Origin of the sequence: Bacillus mesophilum, assembly GCF_008923265.1 — a bacterium.
Taxonomy (GTDB): Bacteria; Bacillota; Bacilli; order Bacillales; family Cytobacillaceae; genus Cytobacillus; species Cytobacillus mesophilum.
The window spans coordinates 293,749-317,771 of the sequence record NZ_WBOT01000001.1 but is presented as its reverse complement, the minus strand read 5'-3'; the positions used below and the strand labels follow the sequence as shown (position 1 = coordinate 317,771).

Below are 24,023 nucleotides of genomic sequence, written 5' to 3'. Positions count from 1 at the left end.
GGAATTACTAAGGAGCAGCTTTGATTAATATCTCAGAAGCACTTTCATCTATTTGTATATTAAATATCGAATCTAACCATTGCTTCTCCATATAAATACTTCCGTACATAGCTGTTAATGGATTTTGCAATAAGCCATAATTATCTTCATTTAATATAAATATGTTTTTGTTTAAATAAAAACGATAGCTTTTTTCTTTATTTTGGATTAAGACGGTCTCTTGATCAGGTAAATATTGAACGTTGTACCCGAAATACTCCATCGTTTCCTTTAGTGGAAATAGTCTTCTTGTTCCTTCATAGATGACTTTGTTATCCTTTTCTTCCCCATTAACGATTAATTTGCGGTCATCATAATAGAATAACGGAATAAACTCATCACTCTTGCTATTAAGAGTATAAAAGCTTGTCCGAAATCCCATTATTTTTGTTAATGCCTGATCAAGTTTTTCTGTTGTCAATGCATCTGGCTCATTATGAACAGATGAGAAAAAGAGATCGAGCTCATTTTCCGTCATTTTTTCATTCATTTCTGTTAAAACAGCTTTCCCTCTCGCTGTTTGTGCGTCTTTCCCCAGTGAATAAGCAATAAACACATCTGCAAGCCAGTTTTCTTTAAGCTCCAGAGAAGCAAATTTATGCTCAAAATAATGAGTTAACAGCTTAAGCTGCAAAGCATCACCAGTGATGCTCTTATTCACAATGATGAAGGAATCCTCATTAAACTCCTTATGCTGATCTGTTACAACAATCGAAAGCCGTTTAAAATCATTAAGTTCACTAATCACTTTAAAGGAAGACTGTTCAAAAATAGAGGAATCAGCATAATAATTGAAGCCTGCTTTTGTTTCATAATAGTTTAAAGGTGCTGCCTGCCAATATAAAGCAGTAGCATCCCCGCTTCCTGCAAAGGAAAAGAAATCAATATATTCCTTCTCTATGTGACCCTGGAGCGGTAAACCCGACATCCAGGAACCTGCTCTATTTACGGATTCAGTCACTTCTATTTTTGTTTCAGATATGCCTATATCCGCTAAGCTGACAGTCCATTGATCTACTAATAAGGAACTGCCTCTTTTCTCAACCGGAATAGTATAAGAAAAATTCAATTTGCCATTCTCACTGCTATAAAAGTATGGCTGCTCTCCTTCAGCCTTACATGGGTTTCCATCTGTATTTGCACACTGAAAATTAAACAGCTTTTGTGGTACCGCTGCTTCATATATCTCACCATCCGTTAATCCGCTGATTGTTTGATAAACCGATAATTCAGTGCCTTTCGTATACACTGATAATTCCTGTTTTATATTGGATGATTCAGAACTGTCTGGGTCTTTTAGTTCAGAGAATGCTTCCCATTGCCAGAAAAGCATACCGCTAATGGATGCCGACAGTATTAAAAATATAAATAGAAATGCTCTCCACATCGTCATTCTCCTTTAAAAATTCATGCTGATTATCCTTGAAGCCCTTACATGACTCTGTCTAAAGAGTACTATAACAACAATTTTCTACAAAAGATCCTTTTTATAAAGTGTATCAAAAACAGGGACATACGTCACAAGAAATTTATCGTTTTTTAAATAAAATAATCCGTTTGGCACAATCTGATTTTTTAGGTAAACTTGTATAGGGAGAATTGATTACATACTTTAAAATAATAAAAGTGGAATACATCGAGAGAGTAATGGAGGAATAATCATGATACAACGTTTTATTGAGCTTGGCGAAGGATATTCTGACCTATATGAGCTTCTTGAAATTGCGGAAGTAAATAAACATCGTTTAGCAAAAATGATGGCATTTCATACAAATGTGAACCATAAAGAGGTAACCTCGCTTGCTGTTATATTAACCCCTGCTGCAGAGGGGAAATTTCAGCCGCTGTATATTTGCCTGGAAGGCATACCAAATCCGAACATGAAGTCAAATAAACGCTATGACCTTTTTAAAGAGAAAGCAGAGAAACTTGGACAAACTATTTTTGAAGTAAAAGTAAAATCATCCGCAGAATTTGCGGAGAAAGAATTATTTTATCAATATTTGATCGGTATCCTCCGCTTAAATCACTATATTCCACCTCTTCAATAAAATTTTGCAAGAAAAAGAGCACTAACATGAGAGGGCGGGATCTATTCCCGCCTTTTCACATTAAATGCCCATCTTATAATCATATTCTTTTGCTTTATCCGGCTTTGAGTTTTCAAACTCCATTTTTAAAAATGGTTTATATGAGGGTTCAGCATTTTTTACAAACGAATATGCATTTAGCTTATTAATTAAAGCTTCTGTTTCATCCATATCACAGTATAAAACAACGTATTTGAGCCTTTTTGACACAAAGTGGACATTCCCAAATCTTCTTAACATTTTGGCTTGTTTAAGTGAATAAAGCCAAACAATAATCCCTTGCCTTTGACCTAGCATATATTTCCCTCACAATGACATTATTTTCTATAGTCTAGCATAAAAAACTTTTATTGTTCAATTTGTTATAGAAAAGAAGCTAAAAAACAAGAGAAGCAGCAATGCTTCTCCCAATTAATGCATCTATTTTATGCTGAACAGCCGCAGCTGCCGCCAGATCCACAGCCTCCGCCACAGCTGCTGGAAGAAAAATATGGACTTCCTGTTGGTACTTTCACGCTTTGTGAGACCGACTTCCCAATCAGCATGCCGATTTCATCCAGTAAGTTCTGCAGCTGATTTTCGGCTAAACGAAACTGCGCGACATTCTCATCCATATCCATGTCCCGTTTAACTTCACGGATCGTCATCATCACCCTTTTGTATTCAGGATGATATTTCCCGAAACGCTGTACTTCTTCGTACAGTTCCTTCAGTTCTACAAAGGCAGCTATTTTCCGCTGGCTTTCTTTACTGTTTTTCATGATATTTAAACGTGTACGGTATTCCTCTGCAGCTTCTGATTGGATAACCATTAGCGAGAGTTCATCCGCAGCATCTAATATTTCCAATGTTTCTAAAGTAGCAAGCATCTTTAGCTCACCTCCAATCCATATTTTATCATGAAAAAAAGGAAAGCTAAAGTGTTCAGGATTGAATTCGTACAGTAAATTCTTTTTTCATTTCCTCATAAGACGTATTATCATTTTTTAATACGTTCAGTTGAATAGTATGAGTACCTGCAGGCAGGTTTTTAATGATAAATGCAGCGGATGTGATGTCCTTTTGTTTGCGACCATCTACAAACAAACCGATCTTGGCCCTATTTTTTCCACTATCCGCCCGAAATGAAACACCTGGGATAATGCACTCAACATACACATTTTTTCCCTTTACTTGATGTCTGACAAAGAATTGGGGAGCAGCCTCCATATTAGCAGCCTGGACAGATAATCCACCCTCTCCACCATCAAATATATGTAGAGGCTCAACAACAAGTTTCGTTTCAGGTTCTGGTATTTCATTACCGCATGCAGATAATACTACGGTATAAATAAGTATTAAACAAAGCTGTCGTATGATTCTCATTTACGCTTCACTCCTTTGTGCCTTATTCTTTACAGGAGTGAGGAATTTTACTCTTTCTATTTAAAAAAGCTCCTTAAAGCTACTTATAAAAGCAGTGATATTCATGTGTTCAGCAAGTTTGTCTATACGCTTAAAGCGTATTGCTGATTATAATACAGGCTAAAACATAGTCTCCTTCCTAAGAAGACTATGTTTGAGAGTTCATTGCCTGAAACATGCCCATCATCATTGAAGCCATTTGTACGCCATTATTAAATTTTTCAACATGATGAGGAATGGTTTTTCGATGATAATGCAATGAAGCAATTTCAAATGCCTGCAAATCCATTGGATTTCTCGATAGTTTTCGATACCAATGAGGCTGTTCACGAATGAAATTTCTTAATTCCTGATTTTGTTCAATATATTCAATTACTTCTTTTCTCACTCCAGCCACACTCCTTAATCTTTTCGAAAGCCAAATGGATTTGGCGGAGGATTATTACTTGCTCCGGATGACTTTCCGTCCGTTCCCCCTCCTTGGAAGTTCCCAATAACACCTTGAATTGCAGCTAATGCCTGACTAATATTTTGTACATAAACCTGCATTTGATTGGCATCCATTTTTTTCAGAGATCCCAAAAGAGTTGCCATAAAATCCGTTTTCTGATCATCGTTTGTGTCTGCTTGCTTTGAGCTCTCCTGATCTGAATTCCACCTTGTGTCTTCTTCACCAAGCAGATACCAGTCTTCATATAATTCCTGCCATGTATGCTTTCCAGATCGAACATCCTTTACAAGCTCCGGGTGTTCTTTTACAAATAACTTAAACTTCTCTACAGAAGGATGAAGTTTTTTTTCCGCCATTTTTCTCACCTCATTCTGTTACAAATGCCTATAATACGATATGTATCCAATAAAAATATGTGAATGCATTGCTTTTTCTTTTTAAAAGTACTGATTTCATAAATGGATTACTATTCATTTAGTTTTGATAAAGCATAAAAAAAAGACAATTCTGCCAGAAGAATATCTTCCAGCAGAACTGCCTTACTCTTGCCACTTTTCAATGAAGTTTTGAGTATAGTGTTTTTCGTACACGCCCACCCCCAGGTGAGTGAACTTATCGTTTAGTAGACTTTCCCTGTGCCCTTTGCTGTTTAGCCAGCCTTCTACGACTGCAGGAGCATCGATATAATTTGCCGCTATATTTTCCCCTGCAGATAAGTATGTAACCTCTTCAGCCTCCAAGCGATCAGATAACTCTCCATATCTCTCTGATGTGTGTGAGAAAACTTCAGTTTCAAACATATCGATACTATGACCAAGTGCCACAGCAGCAGTTTGATCGTCCCATTCTAAAGGCTCCATACCATGACGGACACGTATAACATTGGTGATGTCTAATATTTGCAGTTCTTTCCCTCTATTTACTTGATCGTTGTCCTCTGCCTCTGTACCAGCTTCAAGTAATTCTCCTCTGTAGACCATTTCGTATGGTCTTAGTTTAAGAAGTGTTTCTGTATTTACAAATCTCACACTTGATAATGTACCGGTAAATTTATCTATATACAGCAGAGCGAACACATCTCCAAGCCGAATAATTGGACGTGTATTCAAATCTTCTTCTGATAATTCAAAACGATAAGAGCTGTTATCATATTCGATATTGACATTTGTATCTGCAAAAACGGAAGCATATAATTCAGAGGCAGCCTGACCAATTTTGAAAGGTTCAACATCTGTTTCGCTGCCAGTAGCAAAAACAGTAACTGCCTGCTCATCCTCCATCCCTACCTGCATGTAATTATGGTCATTTATTGCATAAATCCACCATTCATAATCGTATAATGAAGGATCAACTCTTTGCGGTTCACCGTATAATTCAATTAGTTCTTGCTGGGATTTCCCGATTAAGGCAGCTAATCCTGTTTCCGGCATTTCCATCCCAGAATTGGTTTCATCAGAATCTTCTAATGCCTGTTTTTTTTCAGGTTCAGTATTTTCTTCATGTATCAGGATCTCTTGTTCTTCACCTGTAGAATCAAAGTAAAGCCAAATAAGTAAAAATGCAGCTATAAGTGCTAGAATTCTAACTAAATTTCGCAAATTTCATCCTCCCTTCTATCATTTTCTCTATCATTATATGTTTGTCCTTTAAAAATAGTATAACATCAAATAAATTCTTTAAAAATGTTATAAAATAATTCCCCCTTTCAGCACAGGACTATTTCTTTTGGGCATTTTCATAAACATCGCTCTTTAAAACATGAATAAGATAAATTTTTTTAAGACTCCCCCCCCCAGATTCCATTTTAAAAAAATTGATGTTACCACAAAATTGTTGAAGGATTAGGTTTTCTCATTCATTGACGTTGCAACTTATGCTTTTTTCTACTATTATTAAGTTTGAGATAATTTTGTAGGAATGACGCATTTTTCCTTGCTATTATGCACGGAACGATTGTAGGAGGGGAATCGATATGAAGTTTGAAAACATTGGATTAGATAAACTAAAAGCAGACTTAAATCGGCTGGACGAGGTTATGCTTTCATACGGATTAGTCCGTGAAGGCCAGTGGGATTACGAAAGAGTTACATACGATCGCAAATTTGAATTAAAAGATGGTGTTTATTATTTGCGCGTTTTCGGTTATGCTGCTGAAGGAGATGTAGGCGCTCACAAAGCCCTTATCCAGATTATGACACCGCTTTTAGGCAAGCATTATTATCCGCATGGCGTTGAATATGGTGAAGGAGAAACTTTTCCTAAAAGCCTTGTCAGCCAATGTGAAAAGATCCTTACAGATATTAAAAATGAAGTTGAGAAATTTGCACAGGCTTAACCCTTTAGATGTGTCGCAATTTTAGTGATACAAAACAGATGAACCAGACGACTAAGCATTGCGTCTGGTTCTTTATTGCTTTTTTCCATGTATATATCTTTTTATGGCTATATCTATCTTTTCTACATTCACGCCTGTAAACTCCCTTATCTCCTCGGCAATCTTTTCTTGCAGCACCGGCAACTTTTGTATAACAGATGGTGTATCGACCACCGTAACATTTATTTTAATTTTTACTTTTTCATTATCTGGATATGAAATATTTAAAGCTTCTCCAATCGGTGACGGAAAAATGTTTGTAAATTGCATGCGTTTATACATTTCAATATGTTCGAAATCATCAATATTTGCTTCAACTATTGTATTTATAATTCCTTCTGCAACAGGGTTCCGTTTTTTCAGCAACGCTTCTCCTTCGCCCAGTTCCCATCATCCCCTTCTTTACTATATAGCTTTCTATAAATAATTCAAAAAATCATTAAAAGGTGACGGTTATAGTGTATAAATTATGATGTACTAATTGCCTTTTTTACTCTTTCGTGCTTCACCTGCAAATTCTTCCGGCATACATTTTCCGCAAAAGGAGATCTTTCAGTCCGCTTGCATCTTTTTACGGCTCAATAGAAAAAACCCGAAATATTAGGATGAAAAATAAACTAAATCATTTCTCCTAATAGTCGGGCTGATCTTATTTGTAATTGTAATACACAGTGAATAAGCTGTTTTTGTTCCTAGATTAAAATCCTAAGATTGCCTTTATAACGGAAGTTGTCTCCCCGCCATGAAAAAATACATAAAGCAGTAAATAGACAGCTACACCAGTAATGGCAGTGAAAAACCAAACTATACTCGTAATGGGACCAAGCTTTCGATGTCGGGCCAGTTTATTTTTATAGCCGGTATATAAACTGGTAATCCCTAGAACAGCACCAATAGTGGCTAAAGTTATATGAAAGATAAGAAAAATGGTATAGTAAATTTTAATATCGTCTGGTCCGCCAAAGGCTGTATTTCCAATAAAGATTGTTCTGCTTGCATAAATAATAAAGAATATAACCGCAAAAAGCCCGGCTAAAAACATTGATTTTTTATGAGCTTCTAGTTTTCTTTTGCTAATTTGAACCCAGCCAATTGCAACCATGATGGCACTGAGAACAATAAACGTAGTACTGATTGTCGGTAAAATCGGCAATGAAAATTCCATATTAACTTCCTCTCTGGCTATATATGTATACATAAAGCAATAACTAACAGACACATTGCTCATTCTATTAAAATATAGCGCACTTTTCAACAGTGATACAGTCTTTTTGGATAAAATTCAGTAATTGTTCATATTATTTCTAGAAAATGTGATTTTGTTTACTGAAATCTATATATTAACCACTATTAAGAATCCCAAGTAAAATTGAATATATGAAGGAAAAGCATCATGCTGGCTTACTTACTAGAGTATAAAAAATAAAACTGCCCTATAAACTAAGGCAGTTTTACTTCATCCCCTTTACTCAATCGGCTGCGGATTTAAGAGCTTTTCAGTGTGCGGGTCTGTTTCCTCTTGTTCTTTCTTGTACCAGCTAAAGAATACTAAGGCAAGTACATATCCATATACAATTTCCTGAATAATTTTCATAATAACTCCGCCCAGCTGCTGATCATGGACAAGAGACATGGAACTAAACATCTCTGGGCCGCTTAGATCTAAACTGCTTAATAGAGCAGGTGATACACATAGAGCAAGTGCCTGTCCCCATGCTGCAGGGTCAGAGTATGTAGCATACATCGGTGTATCAGCAAAGATAATTAAAGCACATGCAGGTGTCAGCAGTACGCCATCTGCAAAAATATAACCGACCTTTTTAAGTCCGCTTAGTTTTTCCTGCTCTGGAAGCGGATTAATTAGCGGCCACCACATAATAATCGAAACGATAAACAAAATGGCTGTGTAGCCTTCATGCAGCCAGAAATTAATTTTAATCGTATCGAAAATAAGAGGGATATGATAAAAGGAAAATAAACCATTAAACAATATCAATGCTACGATTGGTTTTGTAAAGAAATTAAAAGGTTTGCCAATAATTTTTTTGGCAAGCAGAGCTCTCCAAACCCATTTAGGAATACCTAATATAAAAAAGATTGGAGTAATTAAGTAAAGCACAGCCATCTGAATCATATGAGCATAAAACATTAAATGCCCCATTAAGTCTAAAGGAGAACCTTTAATGATATACAGCAAAATGATACCTGTTGTAAAATAGGCGGCTTCTTTTCTGGTAAGGGGCTCACTGGTTGAAAATTTGCTGCGAAACTTTGTCATCAGAAGGAAATAGATCCCTAATACGACCAGCAGCATTACAAATAGTGACGGACTCCACAGTGCATTAAAGCCAAAAATATCTAAACTCATTTGTATTCACCTCTGTTCAGATTCTATTATAGTATATTATTTCATCGCGCTCAACTCGAGGTTTAAGCAAATAATAGAAAAAATAGAAGGAGATTTACCATGATAGTGATCGAACTTTTCATATGCATAAAAAGAAAATCGGCTAATAGCCGATTTTCAATAATTTTACCACCAGATCACTGTCATAAAAGCTAATACAGTGATAAAGCCGACGAATACGCCAGAGTATAAGAATAATGCAGGTGCTTCATGTCCTTTGTGGCTCATATGCATGAAATAATACAGCTGAAAAGCAACTTGAACAAAAGCTAAGACAAGGATAAAAGGTACTGCAAATGATGCAGAAAATCCTTCATATCCGACTGCAACGAATGCTACTAAAGTCAAGAAGATCATCAGTGCAAAGGTAATGATTTGATAGCGCATTTCCTCTGCACTTTTTTTGCGGCGATATTCAATGTCTACTTTAGGGTTTCCTGAATTTAATTGTTCATTTGTCATCAGTTTATCCCACCATTCCCATTAAATATACGACAGTGAAGATAAATACCCATACAACGTCGATAAAATGCCAGTATAGACTAGCTACATAATATTTAGGCGCGTTGTACAGATTTAATCCCCGTTTGCCATTTCGAATCATTAGTGCAATAAACCACATTAATCCAAAAGCTACGTGGGCACCGTGGAAGCCTACAAGCGTATAGAAGGCAGAACCAAATGCACTGCTGGTAAATGTATGGCCGAACTCATGCACATAATGATTAAATTCGTAAATCTCGAGTCCTAAGAAAACCAGACCAAGAAGAACAGTGATTCCAATCCAAATCTGCATCTTAACAAAGTTGAAATTCTTCATATGATACATAGCATATACACTTGTCAGCGAGCTTGTTAAAAGAATCATCGTCATCGCAAATACAAGCGGCATTTCAAACAAATCTTTTGCTAGATACATTTCACTATTTGGAACTTTATCTTTTAAAGCAAGATACGTCGCAAATAAAGATGCGAATAAAACCGTTTCTCCGCCTAAGAAGAACCAAAAGCCAAGAAATTTATTTTTCGCCTCGAGGGTTTGTTTTTCAGGCGACGCAGGCCATGTTTCATTTGTGAATTTTTCTTCTGCTTGCATTATGCCTTTACCCCCTTATCATCATCGTCAACCAATTCTTCTTTATGAATATGGTATCCATGATCATCTTTAACAGAACGAACAAGCATAGAACCTAAAGTGATTAATAATCCGATAATTAAAACTGGAATACCCCATGTATTGCCTTCATCAGCATGATACATAGCACCAAATGCTGCCACGAATAATCCAGATGACATAACAAACGGAATAATTGAATTGTTTGGCATATGAATATCACCTAATGGTTCAGCAGGCGTCATTCCTTTTTTGCCTTCCATTTTTTCAATCCAAAGTGCATCTAATCCGCGCACAAGCGGCAGCTGCTTAAAGTTATAGAATGGCGGCGGTGAAGGGATTGCCCATTCAAGTGTACGCCCGTCTCCCCATGGATCACTGCCAACCTTTTCGTTTTTAATGCTAGTCATAATAATATTAATTAAAAGAATAATCGTTGATACTGCCATAAATAACGCTCCAACCGAACTGACTGCATTGGCAGCATCCAACCCTTGACCTTCATTGAAAGTAAAGATACGGCGCGGCATTCCCCATAATCCTAAGAAATGCTGGATAAAGAATGTTAGATGGAATCCAATTAAGAACAGCCAGAATGTCCATTTACCCATCTTTTCATTAAGCATCGTTCCAAACATTTTTGGCCAATATAGATGTGTTCCAGCTAATAGTGCAAATACAACCCCACCAACAATTACATAGTGGAAGTGAGCTACTACGAAATAACTGTCATGATATTGGTAATCCTGTGCAGCAGAAGCAAGCATTACCCCTGTTACTCCACCCATTGTAAATGAAGGAATAAACGCAACAGCATACATCATAGGAGTCGTGAACTGGATGCTTCCTCCCCACATCGTAAACAGCCAGTTGAAAATCTTAATTCCTGTAGGTACAGCAATTGCCATGGTTGCTACAGCGAAGATCGCGTTCGCAATTGGCCCCATACCTGTTGTAAACATATGGTGAGCCCATACCATGAAGCCTAAGAAACCGATCAAAACAGTCGCAAAGACCATGGAAGAGTACCCGAAAAGACGTTTCCTTGAGAAAATCGCAAAGATTTCAGAGAAAATCCCGAACGCAGGAAGAATCAAAATATAAACCTCAGGATGCCCGAAAATCCAGAAGAAATGCTCCCAAATAATCGTGTTACCACCCATTGTTGGGTCAAAGAAATTTGCTCCAAACATACGGTCAAATAACATTAGAAATAAACCGATTGTTAATGGAGGGAAAGCAAATAGAATTAATGCAGAAGTTACAAAAGTTGCCCATGTAAACATTGGCATACGCATATATGTCATACCAGGTGCACGCATATTAATAATCGTTACAAGGAAGTTAATCCCCCCAATTAACGTACCTGCCCCAGATATTTGCAGCCCAAGTACATAGAAATCAATTCCATGCCCTTCTGATGCAAGTGATAAAGATGCGTAGGAAGTCCAGCCTGCATCTGGAGCGCCGCCTAAAAACCAAGAAAGGTTCAAGAATACGCCTCCGAAGAAAAACAGCCAGAATCCTAAAGAATTAAGAAACGGAAATGCAACATCACGCGCACCAATTTGCAGTGGCATAATCGCATTCATAAAAGCAAAAACAAGCGGCATTGCAGCCAAGAAAATCATTGTAGTTCCATGCATGGTTAAAATTTCATTATATAGTCCCGCACTGACAAAATCATTATTTGGTACGGCAAGCTGAACACGGATGAACATTGCTTCTAATCCACCAACTAAGAAGAAGAATCCGCCAGCTATTAGATAAAGGATTGCGATTTTTTTATGGTCAACTGTTGTCATATAGTCCCATATAGTAGCGCCGAATCCCTTTTTCTGAGCTAAGGTACTCACAATTTTACCTCCCTTTTAAACAAATCCCCTTTTAATCTTGAACTTTAAGACCCGTTAAGTATTGTGTAAGTGCATCAATTTCTTCATCGGATAAATCACCATAAGTATCGGTCATCTTGTTTCCAGGCTTCAGACTTTCAGGATCATTCAGCCATTTCTTAATGTTTTCTTCATTATTTTCAAGATATCCGATAATATGTTCACGGTCACCAAAGTTTGTTAAGTTTGGTGCCATACGAGCTGCCTCAGGAGTTGTGTTAGCTGGAGTAACAGCGTGACATCCGATACAGCTATTGTTGAAAATTTCTTGACCTTGCTGTGCAGTTGCACTTTCGGCAGCTACAGGCTCAGTAACAGATTGCATATTGCCTACCCATTGATCAAATTGATCACGAGGAATCGCTCTTACTTTGAAATCCATTAATGCGTGTGAAGGCCCGCATAGCTCAGCACATTTGCCGTAAAAAATATTGTCTTCAAGCTCATTTGCTTTATCTCCATCAAATGAAAGCCAGAATTTATTTACGTTGTCCGTATTCGTATCCATCTTTCCGCCAACAGCTGGAATCCAGAATGAATGCTTAACGTCAGATGCAATCAAATTGAAATACACTCTTTCATCAGTAGGAACGACAAGCTCTTGGCTTGTAATGATTTCTTCGTTTGGATATTCAAACTCCCACCAATATAGGTTGGCACGTACATTTACTGTCATAACATCAGTCTTGCCTTCCTCATTTGTTTCTTCCATTGGAGAAACGTCTGCTAAATCAAATGTTGCTTTAACAGTTGGCACTGCTAAAACTAAAAGGAGAAGGATCGGAATAACAGTCCAGATAATTTCAAGCTTGTGACTTCCTTCAACCTGTTTTGGAATACTTTCATCCTTACGGCGGAACTTAAATAGCACAATAAGGAAAATTGCTGTTACAACAATGATAACCCCCACCATGATCACTACGCTTAACAGCATCAAATCATACTGCGTACGAGCAACTTCTCCTGCAGGCTGAAGCGTCGATAGAAACGGTTCTCCACAGCCGGACAGTATTAGCGTTAGCATCGCAAACAGAAAAATAAAACCAAGACGCCCTTTTAAAAGCCTTTTCATAGCTAAAACATACCCCTCTTTCGTATAAAATTTCTTAATGTTGATGATAAATATGGATAAATCCTCTCTTCATTAATCTAAGGAAGGAGAAAATTTCCTAACATAAAATAAATAATTATATAAGTGTGACAATTACCATAGCTACAAACAGGATGGTCAGATATTGTATGGAGTATACGAACATTAAAGTTGCCCACTTAATGTCGTTTTTAAATTTGTTTGCATACACTCCAACTGCAATCCATCCTAGATTCAGTAATGTCGCAAAAACAATAAATGGTGTTCCTAAAGCAGGAAGAAGAAATGGAAGCGGAATCAATAAAATGATCCACACATATGTATGTATCTTCGTTACCTTAAATCCTTTTACAACAGGAAGCATCGGTACACCTGCAGCCCTATACTCTTCTGCTCTTCTCATAGCTAAAGCATAAAAATGAGGCGGCTGCCATATAAACATGATTAAAAATAACACCCACGCCATTGGATCTAAATTGGCATCAACTGCAGCCCATCCGATTAAAGGCGGTACCGCACCAGAGATGCTGCCAACAATTGTATTCGAAACAAATCTTCTTTTTGTCCAAAGCGTATACAATACAACATAGCTGAAAACGCCAACTAAACCAATCAGCACAGCTGTTTTTGTTGTCAGCAGAAGCAGTAGAGTTCCTCCCGTTATAAAGGCAAAACTCATAATTGCAACCATAACTGGGTTAGCTTTCCCTGTTACTGTCGGCCTGGATTTTGTTCTTTCCATCAGATGATCAATATCTCGATCAATATAGTTATTCAAACTGCATGAACCTGCAATAATAAGAGAAGACCCAACCAATGTAAAAAACACAATATCAAGATTATGGAAAAACCCTTTTCCGGTAAAATGTAATGCAAGCCATATTCCGGTAAAAGTAGTAATTGCATTAGAATTAACAATGCCGACTTTAATCAGTGCCATAAAATCCTTCCACACTGTCGTAGACGGCAAACCGTTTTTCAGGCTTCCTTCATTCCCCTCGATCCCAGCTTCACTGAAAGCCCTCGAGTTTGCCATAAATTCTCCTCCTTTATCTTATATTACAAATACAACAACGTATAAATGCACCATCATCTACTATATAGCATTATTGCTGACTTTGCCATATTTGTAATAAAAATTGAGAGAATGCTTAAAAATTATATAGAAAATAGTTTTCCACTACGCAAATAGTGTTATCATCCATATGATACCGTTTCCTTAAACACTCTTTTGTTATATTAAATCACATTTTTTAGCTATTTTGTGAAATTTTTTTGAAATAATTATGAATAATTTGTGTCAAAAAATAAAAATTATTAATTATTTGTTGCTTTTCTGCGATAATATAATGTAATTACATATTCAGCTTCTTTACTGAGATTTTTCTTTCCCGTTTGTGTTCTTTATTTGTATAAACAGACAGCAAACACTTAGCTGGTAATCCCTCTTAACAACCGTACAAATAAAGTGTTCAGTTAAAACGGAACGACTATTTTCTTACTGAATTTTATGTATGCGCTTTATAATAACCTTCTCTACAAAACTATGTATCTTTTAAATTTAAAGAAGTAGGAATCAATTTTTTTACAAAACCTAAACGGATTCCCAAAATTACCCTCATCTATATTTCTAGCAAAATATTTGGTAACTTTCAACCATTTTTCAATTAAATAAAAGAACTGCCAGAATTATGGTTGTAAATCTCTTCCCCATCCTGTACTATCAAAAAAGTGAACCTTATATGACAAATACTTTTTAATTCAAAAGACTCATTTGATATGATAAACAGTAGACAATTAGACAATTATTAAGAAGGTGAAATGTTTTGCAGAAAAAACTTAAGTGGTTTGCCGTTCTGACCACGCTCGGCATGCTTCTAATACTACTAGGCGGTGCTCTCGTAACAAAAACCGATTCAGGTGAAGGCTGCGGCACCTCATGGCCCTTATGCCACGGACAGTTAATTCCTTCCGAGATTACAATGGAACTAGTGATTGAATTTGCCCATCGAGCTGTATCTGGCAGTGTTGGCATCATGGTACTTATTCTATCGATCTGGTCATGGAAAAAGATCGGACATATCCGTGAAACGAAATTTTTATCATTGGCTTCCTTTATTTTTTTAGTGATACAAGCATTAATCGGCGCTGCTGCTGTTAAGTGGGGCCAATCTGATTTTGTTATGGCGCTTCATTTTGGCATCTCTCTTATCTCATTTGCTTCCGTCTTTTTACTGACATTGCTTATTTTTGAAGTGGATAAGAAATTCGAAGCTGAAAAATTAATTATTGATAAGAGAATGAAATTTCATATGATCGGCATTTCCGTATATAGCCTGTTCGTTGTTTATACAGGCGCTCTCGTTCGCCATGTAGATGCTAGTTTGGTGTGCAGGGATTGGCCCTTATGTGTTAACGACGGCTTCTTCATGCCGGGCAGTTTTCATGAATGGGTACAAATGGGGCATCGGGCAGCTGCAGGTCTTATCTTTATCTGGATTGCTTATGTAACGTATATAGCCATTAAGCATTATAAAAATCAAAAAGTGATATATGGCGGATGGATTGCAGCATTCAGCCTTGTGTCACTGCAAGTAATTGCCGGGGCTCTTGTCGTTATTACTAGATTAAATTTAATTATCGCTTTGGCTCACGCTTTCTTTATCACTTGTCTATTCGGGGTTCTTGCATATTTCATTTTGCTTCTATCCAGAAATAAACAAAATACATTCATACTTGAAAATACAGAAAATCAAAAAAAAGCAGAGTCTAAAACTACTATACCGCCGATTACCATTCCATAAACCAAGAATTGATGATAAGAGTAACAAAAAAACTCGCCGATTGGCGAGTTTTTTTGTTACTCTTTGCTTAATTCAATTAAAAGATCACCTGTTTGAATGCCTTCACCATTGCTAACATGAATCCCCTTTACGATTCCAGAAAATGGAGCTTGAACCGTAGTTTCCATTTTCATTGCTTCGGTAATCATTAAGTGGTCACCTTTTTGAACTTTAGCTTCTTTTTCCACCAACACTTTAATCACTGTTCCAGGCATCGATGCACCTATGTGCTGTTCATTATGCGGATCTGCCTTTGTTTTTACAGCGATTGTTGACTTAATACTCTCATCCTTAATAATAACTTCACGCTGCTGTCCGTTTAATTCAAAATAGACAACTCTTGTTCCATCAGGCTGCGGTTCACCTATAGAAACTAGTTTTACGATTAACGTTTTTCCAGTTTCGATTTCTACTTCGATCTCTCCCCCAAGCTCCATTCCATATAAGAATGTTGGTGTATCCAGAACGGAAATATCACCAAACTGCTGATGAGTTTTAATATAATCCATATAGACTTTCGGATATAAAGCATACGCAATAGCATCAAAGCTTGTCACTTGACGGCCGATCTCTTTAAAGAGCTTTTCCTTTAAGGCATGGAAATCTACATCCTCCAGAAGCTCTCCCGGTCGGACAGTAATTGCTTTTTTGTCTTTTAGGATGACTTTTTGGAGCTGTTCCGGAAATCCTCCATACGGCTGTCCCAGATACCCTTCGAAGAGCTCTACGACTGAATCTGGAAAATCCAGTGAAAGTCCTTTTGTTAATACATCTTCTTCTGATAATTTATTTTGCACCATATATAAAGCCATATCTCCAACTACTTTGGAAGATGGTGTCACTTTAACGATATCTCCAAACATTTCGTTAACCCGTGAATACATCGTTTTTACTTCATCCCACTTATCACCAAGGCCAACACCTTTTGCCTGCTGCTGAAGATTGCTGTATTGCCCGCCAGGCATTTCATGCTCATAAACTTCCGTATGAGGAGCTACCATGCCACTCTCAAAATCATGGTAATATTTTCGGATATCTTCCCAGTAATGTGCTAATTGTTCTAACGCCTGTATGTTCATGTCAGGCATGCGTTCTGTACCTTCTAACGCATAATAGAGGGAGTTTGCACTCGGCTGTGATGTTAAGCCGGCCATAGAGCTTAAAGCAACATCAACAATGTCAACTCCTGCTTCAATTGCTTTTGCATAAGTGAATATGCCGTTTCCGCTCGTATCATGAGTATGCAAGTGAACTGGTATATCAATCGTTTCTTTTAACTCAGAAATAAGTGCATATGCTGATTGCGGTTTAAGCAAACCCGCCATATCCTTGATGGCTAAAATATGAGCCCCCTGCTGCTCAAGCTCGCGAGCTAAGGACTTGTAGTAATTAAGGTCATATTTTGTCTTAAGCGGATTCGAAATATCCCCGGTGTAGCAAAGAGCAGCCTCTGCAATTTTACCTGTCTGCCGAACAGCATCTATCGCTACCTCCATACCCTTAACCCAATTCAAGCTGTCAAAAATACGGAAAACATCAATTCCTGCATATGCACTTTTTTCAACAAATTCTCGTATCACATTATCTGGATAGTTTTTATATCCAACTGCATTGGAAGCTCGAAGCAGCATTTGCAGCAGGACATTAGGCATTTTTTCTCTTAACGAAAGCAGTCTTTCCCACGGATCTTCCTTTAGAAACCTGTAAGCAACGTCAAATGTGGCTCCGCCCCACATTTCATAGGAAAACATATTAGGAAGAAGTTTAGCTGTCGGTTCCGCAATATGCTTTAAATCGGTTGTCCTTACACGTGTAGCAAGCAGAGATTGATGTGCATCTCTAAAAGTTGTATCCGTCAGAAGAACTTTTTGCTGTTCTTTTATCCATTTTACCAAGCCTTCAGCACCGCGTTCCTCAAGAATTTGCTTTGTGCCCTGCTGATACGGTTCATTATGTTTTACTTTCGGAATTCTTGGTTCTTCAAAAGCAGGACGTTTACTCTTTTCAACTCCCGGAAACCCGTTTACCGTTACATTGCCAATATAAGAAAGCATCTTTGTGCCGCGGTCTTTTCTTTTTGGAAAAATAAAAAGCTCTGGTGTCTGATCAATAAACGACGTGTCATATTCACCTTTTTGGAATTTCTGATGCTTTACAACATTTTCAAGGAACATAATATTCGTTTTCACACCGCGAATTCGAAATTCCTGAAGATTTCGAATCATTTTTGCAGATGCCTGCTTAAATGTCATCGCATGCGTAGAAAGCTTTACAAGTAATGAATCATAGTGAGGAGTGATCACTGCTCCCTGGTATGCATTGCCGGCGTCAAGTCTTACACCAAAGCCGCCGCCTGATCGATAAGCCATTAGCTTTCCAGTGTCAGGCATAAAGTTATTGAGAGGATCTTCTGTTGTCACCCTTGACTGGATGGCAAATCCTGTAATATGTATATCGTTCTGCTGCGGAATTCCAACCGTCTCGCCGTGCAAATCATGACCATCAGCAATCATAATTTGTGATTGAACAATATCAACACCAGTAATCATTTCAGTGATTGTATGTTCAACCTGAACACGGGGATTTACCTCAATGAAGTAAAATTTATTTCCTGAAACAAGGAATTCGACTGTTCCTGCGTTAATATAGTCAACATTTTTCATGAGCTTGACAGCAGCTTCACAAATATCATTTCTTACCTTTTCGTCTAATGACACACATGGCGCTACTTCCACTACCTTTTGATGACGGCGCTGCACGGAACAATCTCTCTCGTACAAGTGCACGATATTTCCATGCTCATCCCCAATAATCTGTACCTCAATATGTTTAGGGTTTTCGACAAACCTTTCTACATACACTTCATCATTTCCAAAGGCAGCTTTCGCTTCTGATTTAGCACGATCGTATGCTTCTTTTACCTCGCCGGCACTTTTAACAATTCGCATGCCGCGTCCGCCGCCGCCTAAAGAGGCTTTAATGATAATCGGATATCCATGCTGCTCTCCAAAATGATGAACTTCATCAAAGCTGGCAACAGGCCCGTCGCTTCCCGGAATGACAGGGATGCCTGCCAGCTGAGCTTGAGTTCTTGCTTTTACCTTATCGCCAAACATATCTAAGTGCCTCGAATGAGGGCCGATAAATTTAATTCCTTCTTCTTCACAGCGCTTAGCGAATTGAATATTCTCTGATAAGAATCCATAGCCTGGGTGGATGGCATCCACATTACTTTCTTTTGCAATCTCAATAATGCCTTCAATGTCTAAATAGGCATCAATTGGTTTTTTCCCTTCTCCAACAAGGTAAGCTTCGTCTGCTTTATATCGATGATAGGAAACAGAGTCCTCTTTGGAATAGACAGCAACTGTTCTAATATTTAGTTCGGTACAAGCCCGAAAAACACGAATAGCAATTTCTCCTCTGTTTGCAACCAAAACTTTGCGAATACGCTGATCCATAAAAAACACCCCGACTTTGTAATAGTTTTCTTATGATTTATTTTTACTTGCGCCCGATAGAAGCACCGCTAGAATAAAGCGGAGCACTTTCTGGCACAGGGTTTTCAGCTTTATGTTTATATTTTTCTTCATATTTTACAAACATTGATACATTTAAAAGGACACCAATTGCAATAGACATTTGCAGCAGTGAAGAACCACCATAACTTATAAATGGCAAGGTAACACCTGTTAGCGGGATCACCCCAGAAATGCCTGCTAAGTTTATAAACGCCTGAATTCCAATCATGCTTGAAATCCCGATCGCCAGCAGACTTCCAAATGGATCTTTGCATTTCATTCCTATGTAATAGCCCCTCAGAACGATATACCCTAAACCCAGCAGCACAAAACTAACGCCAAAAATGCCTAACTCTTCAGCAATGACTGCCATAATAAAATCAGTATGCACCTCTGGTAAATAGCCTAATTTTTGTACACTCTCACCTAAACCCAGACCTTTTAATCCGCCCATTCCTAAAGATATAAAGGAGTTCGAGAGCTGATAGCCGTGTTCAGATCCGAATGGATCAATGAAGGCTTCAAATCTGCCAAGTCTTTTTTCAGAGAATATTTTCTCTCTTAGTAACAGGACGATCGGCACTAAAATGGAGAGGCCAATTAAGCCAAGTTTAAAAATATTTTTGTAGTTCATGCCAGAAGCAAAAATAATTGTGGCAGCAATTAAAAAGATGATTGCCGCTGTACCAAAATCAGGCTGCACTGCAATTAACATACAAACCAGTATTAAATAAGCAAGCGGCGGTGCTACACCGCGGTTAAACTCATTTATGTAAGGCTGCTTTTTCGCATAGACAGCTGCCAGGTAGATAATAACACTTAGTTTGACAAATTCTGCCGGCTGCAGACTCCGTGTTCCTACTTCAAACCAGCTCAGTGCATTTCCTGCAACAGTTCCAATTATGAAGAGGCCGGATAGCCCAATAATCGATAAAAATACCATTGGAACAAGAATCTTATTGCTCATAAGTGCTTTGTATGGAAATAAAGCTACAACAATTAGCACAAAAGCAGAGATCATTAAGTTGGTTTTTTGTTTTTCATAGAAAAAATCGCTAGACTGCCCATAATATTGGACTGCCATGACCATACTTGAACTGTAAACCATTACGAGACCAAATATACAAAGCAGCACAACCACAGCTAGTAGAGTGTAATCATAAGATTTTAATATTTTTTTAAACATTGGTCCTCTTCCCTTATTTTCTAGGTTGTCATAGTTATTCGACTTAAGTATAGGATTTCCTGCCTGCATCATGAGAAGAGAGCAAAAACTAGCAATTCTGTCCTCTTTCAATGTAACATACTAATTAAAAATATTCTATTATTATGTCATACTATTTAAGTTTTCTGTTACAATAAACTAACTGGAAAATACAGTGCTTTTTAAAAAAGCAACAGGTGTAAAAAAACTCAAACATCACGATGAATGTTTGAGTTTTTTCAGTTATTTTTTAACTGATGCTTCATGCAGAGCTGATAGCTCACGTTCTAATTCGCCAAGTATAGCTTTACCTTCCTGATCGTCTATTAAGCCTAAACGGACAGCAAAATCTATCTCTCGAGATAAGCCAAACATTTGCGTGTCAAGAACTTCCTCATACAAAGGACACTGAGGCATTGTTAAATTGTCCATTTGGACCTTAATTAGTTTTAATATTTTATCAGCATCTGCTTTAAGCAGTGCATTAGCTTTCTCTTTATGATCCATAATCATTTCAGAAGCCAACATCAATCCCCCCGTTTCCGAGCGACTATCCTATCTATAAATTCTATACTTAACCTATAAAAAAAGCAAGAATTATACGGACAAGCTTCAGTTAATTTGTCATAAAAATTTATATAGTCTTAAATAAGCGGATTAAACACTTGAATTTATCAACTTTGCTGTCAATTTGAAAAAATGACAATAAAAGAAATTAGGGGTATAATTTTATCCATATGTAAGCGCTGAACAACTGGGAGGGAATAGTAATGGAAAATATTATATCAATTAGCGGAAATGTAAAATTTCCGATAACATTAGATCCAGGTGTTTGGATCTTTGATGACCGTCGCGTGGATTTAAATACATATTTTGATGAAGCCATTGAAAAAACGGATGCTCTGGAAGAATACACAAAGTCTATTTCAAAGCATTGGGACAGAGAAATCATGGAAGGTGCCATTTATCCGCCTACTTTAAAATCAGAAAAAAAGTTTGAAAAAGAAAAAGTTTTGACTGGAACCTTTGGGGTTCCATTAGCCCCATTTATTAAAAATGCAGAGCCTAATGAAGATGCTTCAAGCGTAATTATTATCAGCCATAACGGAGAAGAGCAAGTGTCTTTAGAAGATGCAATGGGTATGATTCTCGGATTTTCAAAGGAAGGAAAGCCATTGAAGGAAGACGGGCCGATTCATGCTTATTTTGGAGATGGCAGCAATTATAATAGTCCATTTAAAAACATTTCATCTTTCCAAATTAAGTAGCTGATCAAAGGCAATTCGCTAATAATCATGTCAAAAAAGGCAAAACCAGCCCTTTTTGACATGATTTATTTTAAAGCAAATCGGCAGCCAGCTGAGCCAGACCAGATCTTTCTCCCTTCACGAGTTTTACATGACCAGAAACAGTTTGATCTTTAAATCGCTCCAGCACATATGTTAGTCCGTTATTATAAGCATCCAAATATGGATGATCAATTTGTTCAGGGTCCCCCATTAGGACAATTTTACTTCCTTCCCCTACTCTTGTAAGAATCGTTTTAACTTCATGCTTGGTTAAATTTTGTGCTTCATCAATAATAATGTATTGATCTGGAATACTTCTTCCGCGGATGTATGTCAGAGCTTCTACTTCAATGGAACCCATTCCCGCCAATATGGCATCGAGTTCACCTGGCTTTTTGACGTTAAATAAATATTCCAGATTATCGTAAATCGGCTGCATCCAAGGTCTTAACTTTTCTTCCTTTTCTCCTGGCAAAAATCCTAAATCCTTGCCAACCGGAACAATGGGCCTAGCAACAAGAAGTTTTTTAAAGTGACCATAGTCCTCTGTTTGCATTAGTCCCGCAGCAAGCGCTAATAACGTCTTTCCTGTTCCCGCTTTTCCAATAAGAGTAATCAGCGGGATATCTTTTTTCAGCAGCAATTCCAAAGCCATTGTCTGCTGAACGTTTCGCGGCTTAATTCCCCATATATGTTCAAAGTCAAAAATCAGCTTTTTAACTTTTTTGCCCGAAGAATCAACCATTCCAAGTGCTGATGAAGAAGATCCCAGTGCATCCTTCATAACCAGAAATTGATTTGGGTAGAAGGGATGATTCACAATATCTGCAAGTAATAGCTCACCTTTTTCATAAAACTTATTCAACTCTTCTTTTTGTACATATACTTCTAAAAAACCAGTATAAATATGGTCATTTTCAATTACCCGATCACTTAAGAAATCTTCGCTCATTAAACCAATTGCATCAGCCTTTACACGGACCAATGCGTCCTTGCTCACCAGGATCACAGGTTTGCCGTTTCCTTTCGTTTCTTCTTCAAGAGAAAGGTTTTTAGCAACAGCTAATATGCGGTTATCATTTGTTTTTTCCACAAAAATTTCCTGAAGCTGATGGAATGATCTGTGATTTAATTCAATTCGAAGGCTACCGCCGTTTTCAAGCGGAATTTTTTCATGAAGCTTGCCATTTAATCTCATGCTGTCTATGAGCCTCGATACCTGCCTTGCATTCCTGCCTATTTCGTCCATATATCTTTTTTTAGAATCGACTTCTTCTAAAACGACTGCTGGAATAACCACCTCATTTTCTTCAAAAGAATAAATGGAAAATGGGTCTTGCAACAAGACATTTGTATCTAACACATAAATTTTTCTCAATCCCGATGCCTCCTGCCCTCGTAGCCATAGTATTGTGCAATATATTTTGCTGATCCCATTCACACTTTTTGCTGTAAAAAGGAATGGGACAAATTGAACTTTGGTAAACTATATGTTTTTCTGCATAAAGATAGAAGATATTTTACACAATAATCAAGAAAGGTACAGATTAAATCAGGCTTAGTTCACACATAACCAAATATGATCTAATTCTAACATTGGGGGTAAAGGTAATGAGGTATATTCTTTTTTTACTATTTGCCAGTCTTTTATTGACTGGATGCGGAATGAGTAATGATCAAAATAATGCTTCCGGATCAAGCCCAAATACTGGTCAAAACGCAATAAATGTTCGGAACAGCACTATACAGGAAACAGATCGTCAGACAGGACAGGAAATCTCTAAACACCTTGTCGATCTTGCTACAAGTATTCCAAACGTGAACGATGCAACTGCCATCGTTCTTGGTCAATATGCAATTGTTGGAATTGATGTTAATCAGGATCTTGATCGTTCTGAAGTTGGTTCGATTAAATTTTCAGTTGCTGAAAGTTTAAAAAAAGATCCGCATGGTGCAAGAGCTCTAGTAGTTGCTGACCCAGATATCAATGCCCGCCTGCGTGAAATCAGAGATGATATTGGTGCTGGCCAGCCGCTTCAGGGCATCATGAATGAATTAGCAGATGTTTCCGGCAGATTAATACCTGAAGTTCCGGCAGATATGGTTGATCCGAACCCGCGCAACGCTACTGAAAAACCGGATAAAAGACTTAATAATAGTGAAGAACAAAAATTAGAACAGAAACAGCAGGAACAATCTAATCATTACAAAAACGGAAAAGAATCTAAGAACAGCCATAACGAAAATAACTAGGTATCATCACAGTTAAGTCAATTAACATGACATAAAGCATTCGATGATA

The 24,023-nt window shown here is 37.5% G+C and carries 24 protein-coding genes; 5 read left to right on the top strand and 19 right to left on the bottom strand.

The window, feature by feature from the left end; genetic code table 11:
- Positions 1-7 precede the first annotated feature (7 nt).
- Positions 8-1,426, bottom strand: a complete 1,419-nt coding sequence (locus tag F7732_RS01640; RefSeq protein ID WP_161598822.1) for a stalk domain-containing protein — start codon at positions 1,424-1,426, stop codon at positions 8-10.
- Between the two features lie 274 nt (positions 1,427-1,700).
- Between F7732_RS01640 and F7732_RS01635 the strand changes: the two genes are divergently transcribed.
- Entirely contained in the window at positions 1,701-2,090 is a 390-nt protein-coding gene (locus tag F7732_RS01635) for a DUF7147 family protein (protein ID WP_151571961.1), read from the top strand.
- A gap of 60 nt (positions 2,091-2,150) precedes the next feature.
- On the opposite strand, the gene F7732_RS01630 is transcribed toward F7732_RS01635, so the two are convergent.
- From F7732_RS01630 to F7732_RS01605, 6 genes are all read right to left on the bottom strand, one after another.
- The gene (locus F7732_RS01630; protein WP_066446944.1) at positions 2,151-2,426 is read right to left on the bottom strand and encodes a YlbG family protein; all 276 of its coding nucleotides are present in this window, start codon (positions 2,424-2,426) and stop codon (positions 2,151-2,153) included.
- A gap of 128 nt (positions 2,427-2,554) precedes the next feature.
- On the bottom strand, positions 2,555-2,998 hold the full coding sequence (locus F7732_RS01625; RefSeq protein ID WP_151571960.1) for a YlbF/YmcA family competence regulator: 444 nt from the start codon (positions 2,996-2,998) through the stop codon (positions 2,555-2,557).
- A gap of 55 nt (positions 2,999-3,053) precedes the next feature.
- Positions 3,054-3,494 (bottom strand): hypothetical protein, encoded by a 441-nt coding sequence (locus tag F7732_RS01620; protein WP_151571959.1) that lies wholly within the window; start codon positions 3,492-3,494, stop codon positions 3,054-3,056.
- 187 nt (positions 3,495-3,681) lie between these two features.
- Complete coding sequence (locus tag F7732_RS01615; RefSeq protein ID WP_151571958.1) at positions 3,682-3,921, bottom strand: YlbE-like family protein; 240 nt, start codon at positions 3,919-3,921, stop codon at positions 3,682-3,684.
- Between the two features lie 14 nt (positions 3,922-3,935).
- Entirely contained in the window at positions 3,936-4,340 is a 405-nt protein-coding gene (gene ylbD / locus F7732_RS01610) for a YlbD family protein (protein ID WP_151571957.1), read from the bottom strand.
- Positions 4,341-4,523: 183 nt separating this feature from the next.
- Entirely contained in the window at positions 4,524-5,582 is a 1,059-nt protein-coding gene (locus tag F7732_RS01605) for a CAP domain-containing protein (RefSeq protein WP_151571956.1), read from the bottom strand.
- A gap of 374 nt (positions 5,583-5,956) precedes the next feature.
- Here F7732_RS01605 and F7732_RS01600 point away from each other — a divergent pair, with 374 nt between their 5' ends.
- The gene (locus F7732_RS01600) at positions 5,957-6,319 is read left to right on the top strand and encodes a YugN family protein (protein ID WP_066446960.1); all 363 of its coding nucleotides are present in this window, start codon (positions 5,957-5,959) and stop codon (positions 6,317-6,319) included.
- A gap of 72 nt (positions 6,320-6,391) precedes the next feature.
- Here F7732_RS01600 and F7732_RS01595 read toward each other — a convergent pair whose 3' ends face one another.
- The 8 genes from F7732_RS01595 to cyoE all read right to left on the bottom strand — a co-directional run bounded on the left by F7732_RS01595 (position 6,392) and on the right by cyoE (position 13,900).
- A complete protein-coding gene (locus F7732_RS01595; RefSeq protein WP_151571955.1) occupies positions 6,392-6,724 on the bottom strand; it encodes an Asp23/Gls24 family envelope stress response protein in 333 nt (110 codons plus the stop codon).
- A gap of 331 nt (positions 6,725-7,055) precedes the next feature.
- Positions 7,056-7,523 carry a DUF420 domain-containing protein gene (locus tag F7732_RS01590; RefSeq protein ID WP_151571954.1) on the bottom strand — a complete coding sequence of 156 codons (468 nt, stop codon included), beginning with the start codon at positions 7,521-7,523 and terminating at the stop codon, positions 7,056-7,058.
- A 300-nt stretch (positions 7,524-7,823) separates the two neighbouring features.
- Entirely contained in the window at positions 7,824-8,726 is a 903-nt protein-coding gene (gene ctaG, locus F7732_RS01585; protein ID WP_151571953.1) for a cytochrome c oxidase assembly factor CtaG, read from the bottom strand.
- A gap of 165 nt (positions 8,727-8,891) precedes the next feature.
- Positions 8,892-9,227, bottom strand: a complete 336-nt coding sequence (gene ctaF, locus F7732_RS01580; RefSeq protein WP_151571952.1) for a cytochrome c oxidase subunit IVB — start codon at positions 9,225-9,227, stop codon at positions 8,892-8,894.
- A 4-nt stretch (positions 9,228-9,231) separates the two neighbouring features.
- Positions 9,232-9,861: a cytochrome c oxidase subunit 3 gene (locus tag F7732_RS01575; RefSeq protein ID WP_151571951.1), complete on the bottom strand. Its 630-nt coding sequence runs from the start codon at positions 9,859-9,861 to the stop codon at positions 9,232-9,234.
- Positions 9,861-11,684, bottom strand: a complete 1,824-nt coding sequence (gene ctaD / locus F7732_RS01570; RefSeq protein WP_420837670.1) for a cytochrome c oxidase subunit I — start codon at positions 11,682-11,684, stop codon at positions 9,861-9,863. The genes F7732_RS01575 and ctaD overlap by 1 nt, the downstream gene beginning before the upstream one ends.
- An 82-nt stretch (positions 11,685-11,766) precedes the next feature.
- Positions 11,767-12,846 (bottom strand): cytochrome c oxidase subunit II, encoded by a 1,080-nt coding sequence (gene coxB, locus F7732_RS01565; RefSeq protein WP_151571949.1) that lies wholly within the window; start codon positions 12,844-12,846, stop codon positions 11,767-11,769.
- Between the two features lie 115 nt (positions 12,847-12,961).
- Positions 12,962-13,900 (bottom strand): heme o synthase, encoded by a 939-nt coding sequence (gene cyoE / locus F7732_RS01560; protein WP_151571948.1) that lies wholly within the window; start codon positions 13,898-13,900, stop codon positions 12,962-12,964.
- A gap of 790 nt (positions 13,901-14,690) precedes the next feature.
- Here cyoE and F7732_RS01555 point away from each other — a divergent pair.
- The gene (locus F7732_RS01555; RefSeq protein WP_151571947.1) at positions 14,691-15,668 is read left to right on the top strand and encodes a COX15/CtaA family protein; all 978 of its coding nucleotides are present in this window, start codon (positions 14,691-14,693) and stop codon (positions 15,666-15,668) included.
- A 56-nt stretch (positions 15,669-15,724) separates the two neighbouring features.
- Here the strand turns inward: F7732_RS01555 and pyc are convergent, their stop codons facing one another.
- The 3 genes from pyc to F7732_RS01540 form a co-directional block, all read right to left on the bottom strand.
- Positions 15,725-19,168, bottom strand: coding sequence for a pyruvate carboxylase (pyc, locus tag F7732_RS01550; protein ID WP_151571946.1), 3,444 nt, complete (start codon positions 19,166-19,168; stop codon positions 15,725-15,727).
- Between the two features lie 43 nt (positions 19,169-19,211).
- Positions 19,212-20,414 (bottom strand): FtsW/RodA/SpoVE family cell cycle protein, encoded by a 1,203-nt coding sequence (locus F7732_RS01545; protein ID WP_151571945.1) that lies wholly within the window; start codon positions 20,412-20,414, stop codon positions 19,212-19,214.
- A 261-nt stretch (positions 20,415-20,675) separates the two neighbouring features.
- Positions 20,676-20,957 (bottom strand): Fpa/YlaN family protein, encoded by a 282-nt coding sequence (locus F7732_RS01540; RefSeq protein ID WP_066447001.1) that lies wholly within the window; start codon positions 20,955-20,957, stop codon positions 20,676-20,678.
- Between the two features lie 245 nt (positions 20,958-21,202).
- Here F7732_RS01540 and F7732_RS01535 point away from each other — a divergent pair, with 245 nt between their 5' ends.
- Positions 21,203-21,700 (top strand): molybdopterin-binding protein, encoded by a 498-nt coding sequence (locus tag F7732_RS01535; RefSeq protein ID WP_151571944.1) that lies wholly within the window; start codon positions 21,203-21,205, stop codon positions 21,698-21,700.
- A gap of 70 nt (positions 21,701-21,770) precedes the next feature.
- On the opposite strand, the gene F7732_RS01530 is transcribed toward F7732_RS01535, so the two are convergent.
- On the bottom strand, positions 21,771-23,099 hold the full coding sequence (locus F7732_RS01530) for a PhoH family protein (RefSeq protein ID WP_066447005.1): 1,329 nt from the start codon (positions 23,097-23,099) through the stop codon (positions 21,771-21,773).
- 233 nt (positions 23,100-23,332) lie between these two features.
- On the opposite strand from F7732_RS01530, the gene F7732_RS01525 reads away from it, so the two are divergent.
- Positions 23,333-23,974, top strand: a complete 642-nt coding sequence (locus tag F7732_RS01525) for a YhcN/YlaJ family sporulation lipoprotein (RefSeq protein WP_151571943.1) — start codon at positions 23,333-23,335, stop codon at positions 23,972-23,974.
- Positions 23,975-24,023: the final 49 nt, after the last annotated feature.

Coding starts and splice junctions, on each gene's coding strand:
- F7732_RS01640 (WP_161598822.1), bottom strand. CDS start 1,426: ATGTGGAGAGCATTTCTATTTATATTTTTAATACTGTCGGCATCCATT.
- F7732_RS01635 (WP_151571961.1), top strand. CDS start 1,701: ATGATACAACGTTTTATTGAGCTTGGCGAAGGATATTCTGACCTATAT.
- F7732_RS01630 (WP_066446944.1), bottom strand. CDS start 2,426: ATGCTAGGTCAAAGGCAAGGGATTATTGTTTGGCTTTATTCACTTAAA.
- F7732_RS01625 (WP_151571960.1), bottom strand. CDS start 2,998: ATGCTTGCTACTTTAGAAACATTGGAAATATTAGATGCTGCGGATGAA.
- F7732_RS01620 (WP_151571959.1), bottom strand. CDS start 3,494: ATGAGAATCATACGACAGCTTTGTTTAATACTTATTTATACCGTAGTA.
- ylbD (WP_151571957.1), bottom strand. CDS start 4,340: ATGGCGGAAAAAAAACTTCATCCTTCTGTAGAGAAGTTTAAGTTATTT.
- F7732_RS01600 (WP_066446960.1), top strand. CDS start 5,957: ATGAAGTTTGAAAACATTGGATTAGATAAACTAAAAGCAGACTTAAAT.
- F7732_RS01590 (WP_151571954.1), bottom strand. CDS start 7,523: ATGGAATTTTCATTGCCGATTTTACCGACAATCAGTACTACGTTTATT.
- ctaG (WP_151571953.1), bottom strand. CDS start 8,726: ATGAGTTTAGATATTTTTGGCTTTAATGCACTGTGGAGTCCGTCACTA.
- ctaF (WP_151571952.1), bottom strand. CDS start 9,227: ATGACAAATGAACAATTAAATTCAGGAAACCCTAAAGTAGACATTGAA.
- F7732_RS01575 (WP_151571951.1), bottom strand. CDS start 9,861: ATGCAAGCAGAAGAAAAATTCACAAATGAAACATGGCCTGCGTCGCCT.
- ctaD (WP_420837670.1), bottom strand. CDS start 11,684: ATGACAACAGTTGACCATAAAAAAATCGCAATCCTTTATCTAATAGCT.
- coxB (WP_151571949.1), bottom strand. CDS start 12,846: ATGAAAAGGCTTTTAAAAGGGCGTCTTGGTTTTATTTTTCTGTTTGCG.
- cyoE (WP_151571948.1), bottom strand. CDS start 13,900: ATGGCAAACTCGAGGGCTTTCAGTGAAGCTGGGATCGAGGGGAATGAA.
- pyc (WP_151571946.1), bottom strand. CDS start 19,168: ATGGATCAGCGTATTCGCAAAGTTTTGGTTGCAAACAGAGGAGAAATT.
- F7732_RS01545 (WP_151571945.1), bottom strand. CDS start 20,414: ATGTTTAAAAAAATATTAAAATCTTATGATTACACTCTACTAGCTGTG.
- F7732_RS01535 (WP_151571944.1), top strand. CDS start 21,203: ATGGAAAATATTATATCAATTAGCGGAAATGTAAAATTTCCGATAACA.
- F7732_RS01525 (WP_151571943.1), top strand. CDS start 23,333: ATGAGGTATATTCTTTTTTTACTATTTGCCAGTCTTTTATTGACTGGA.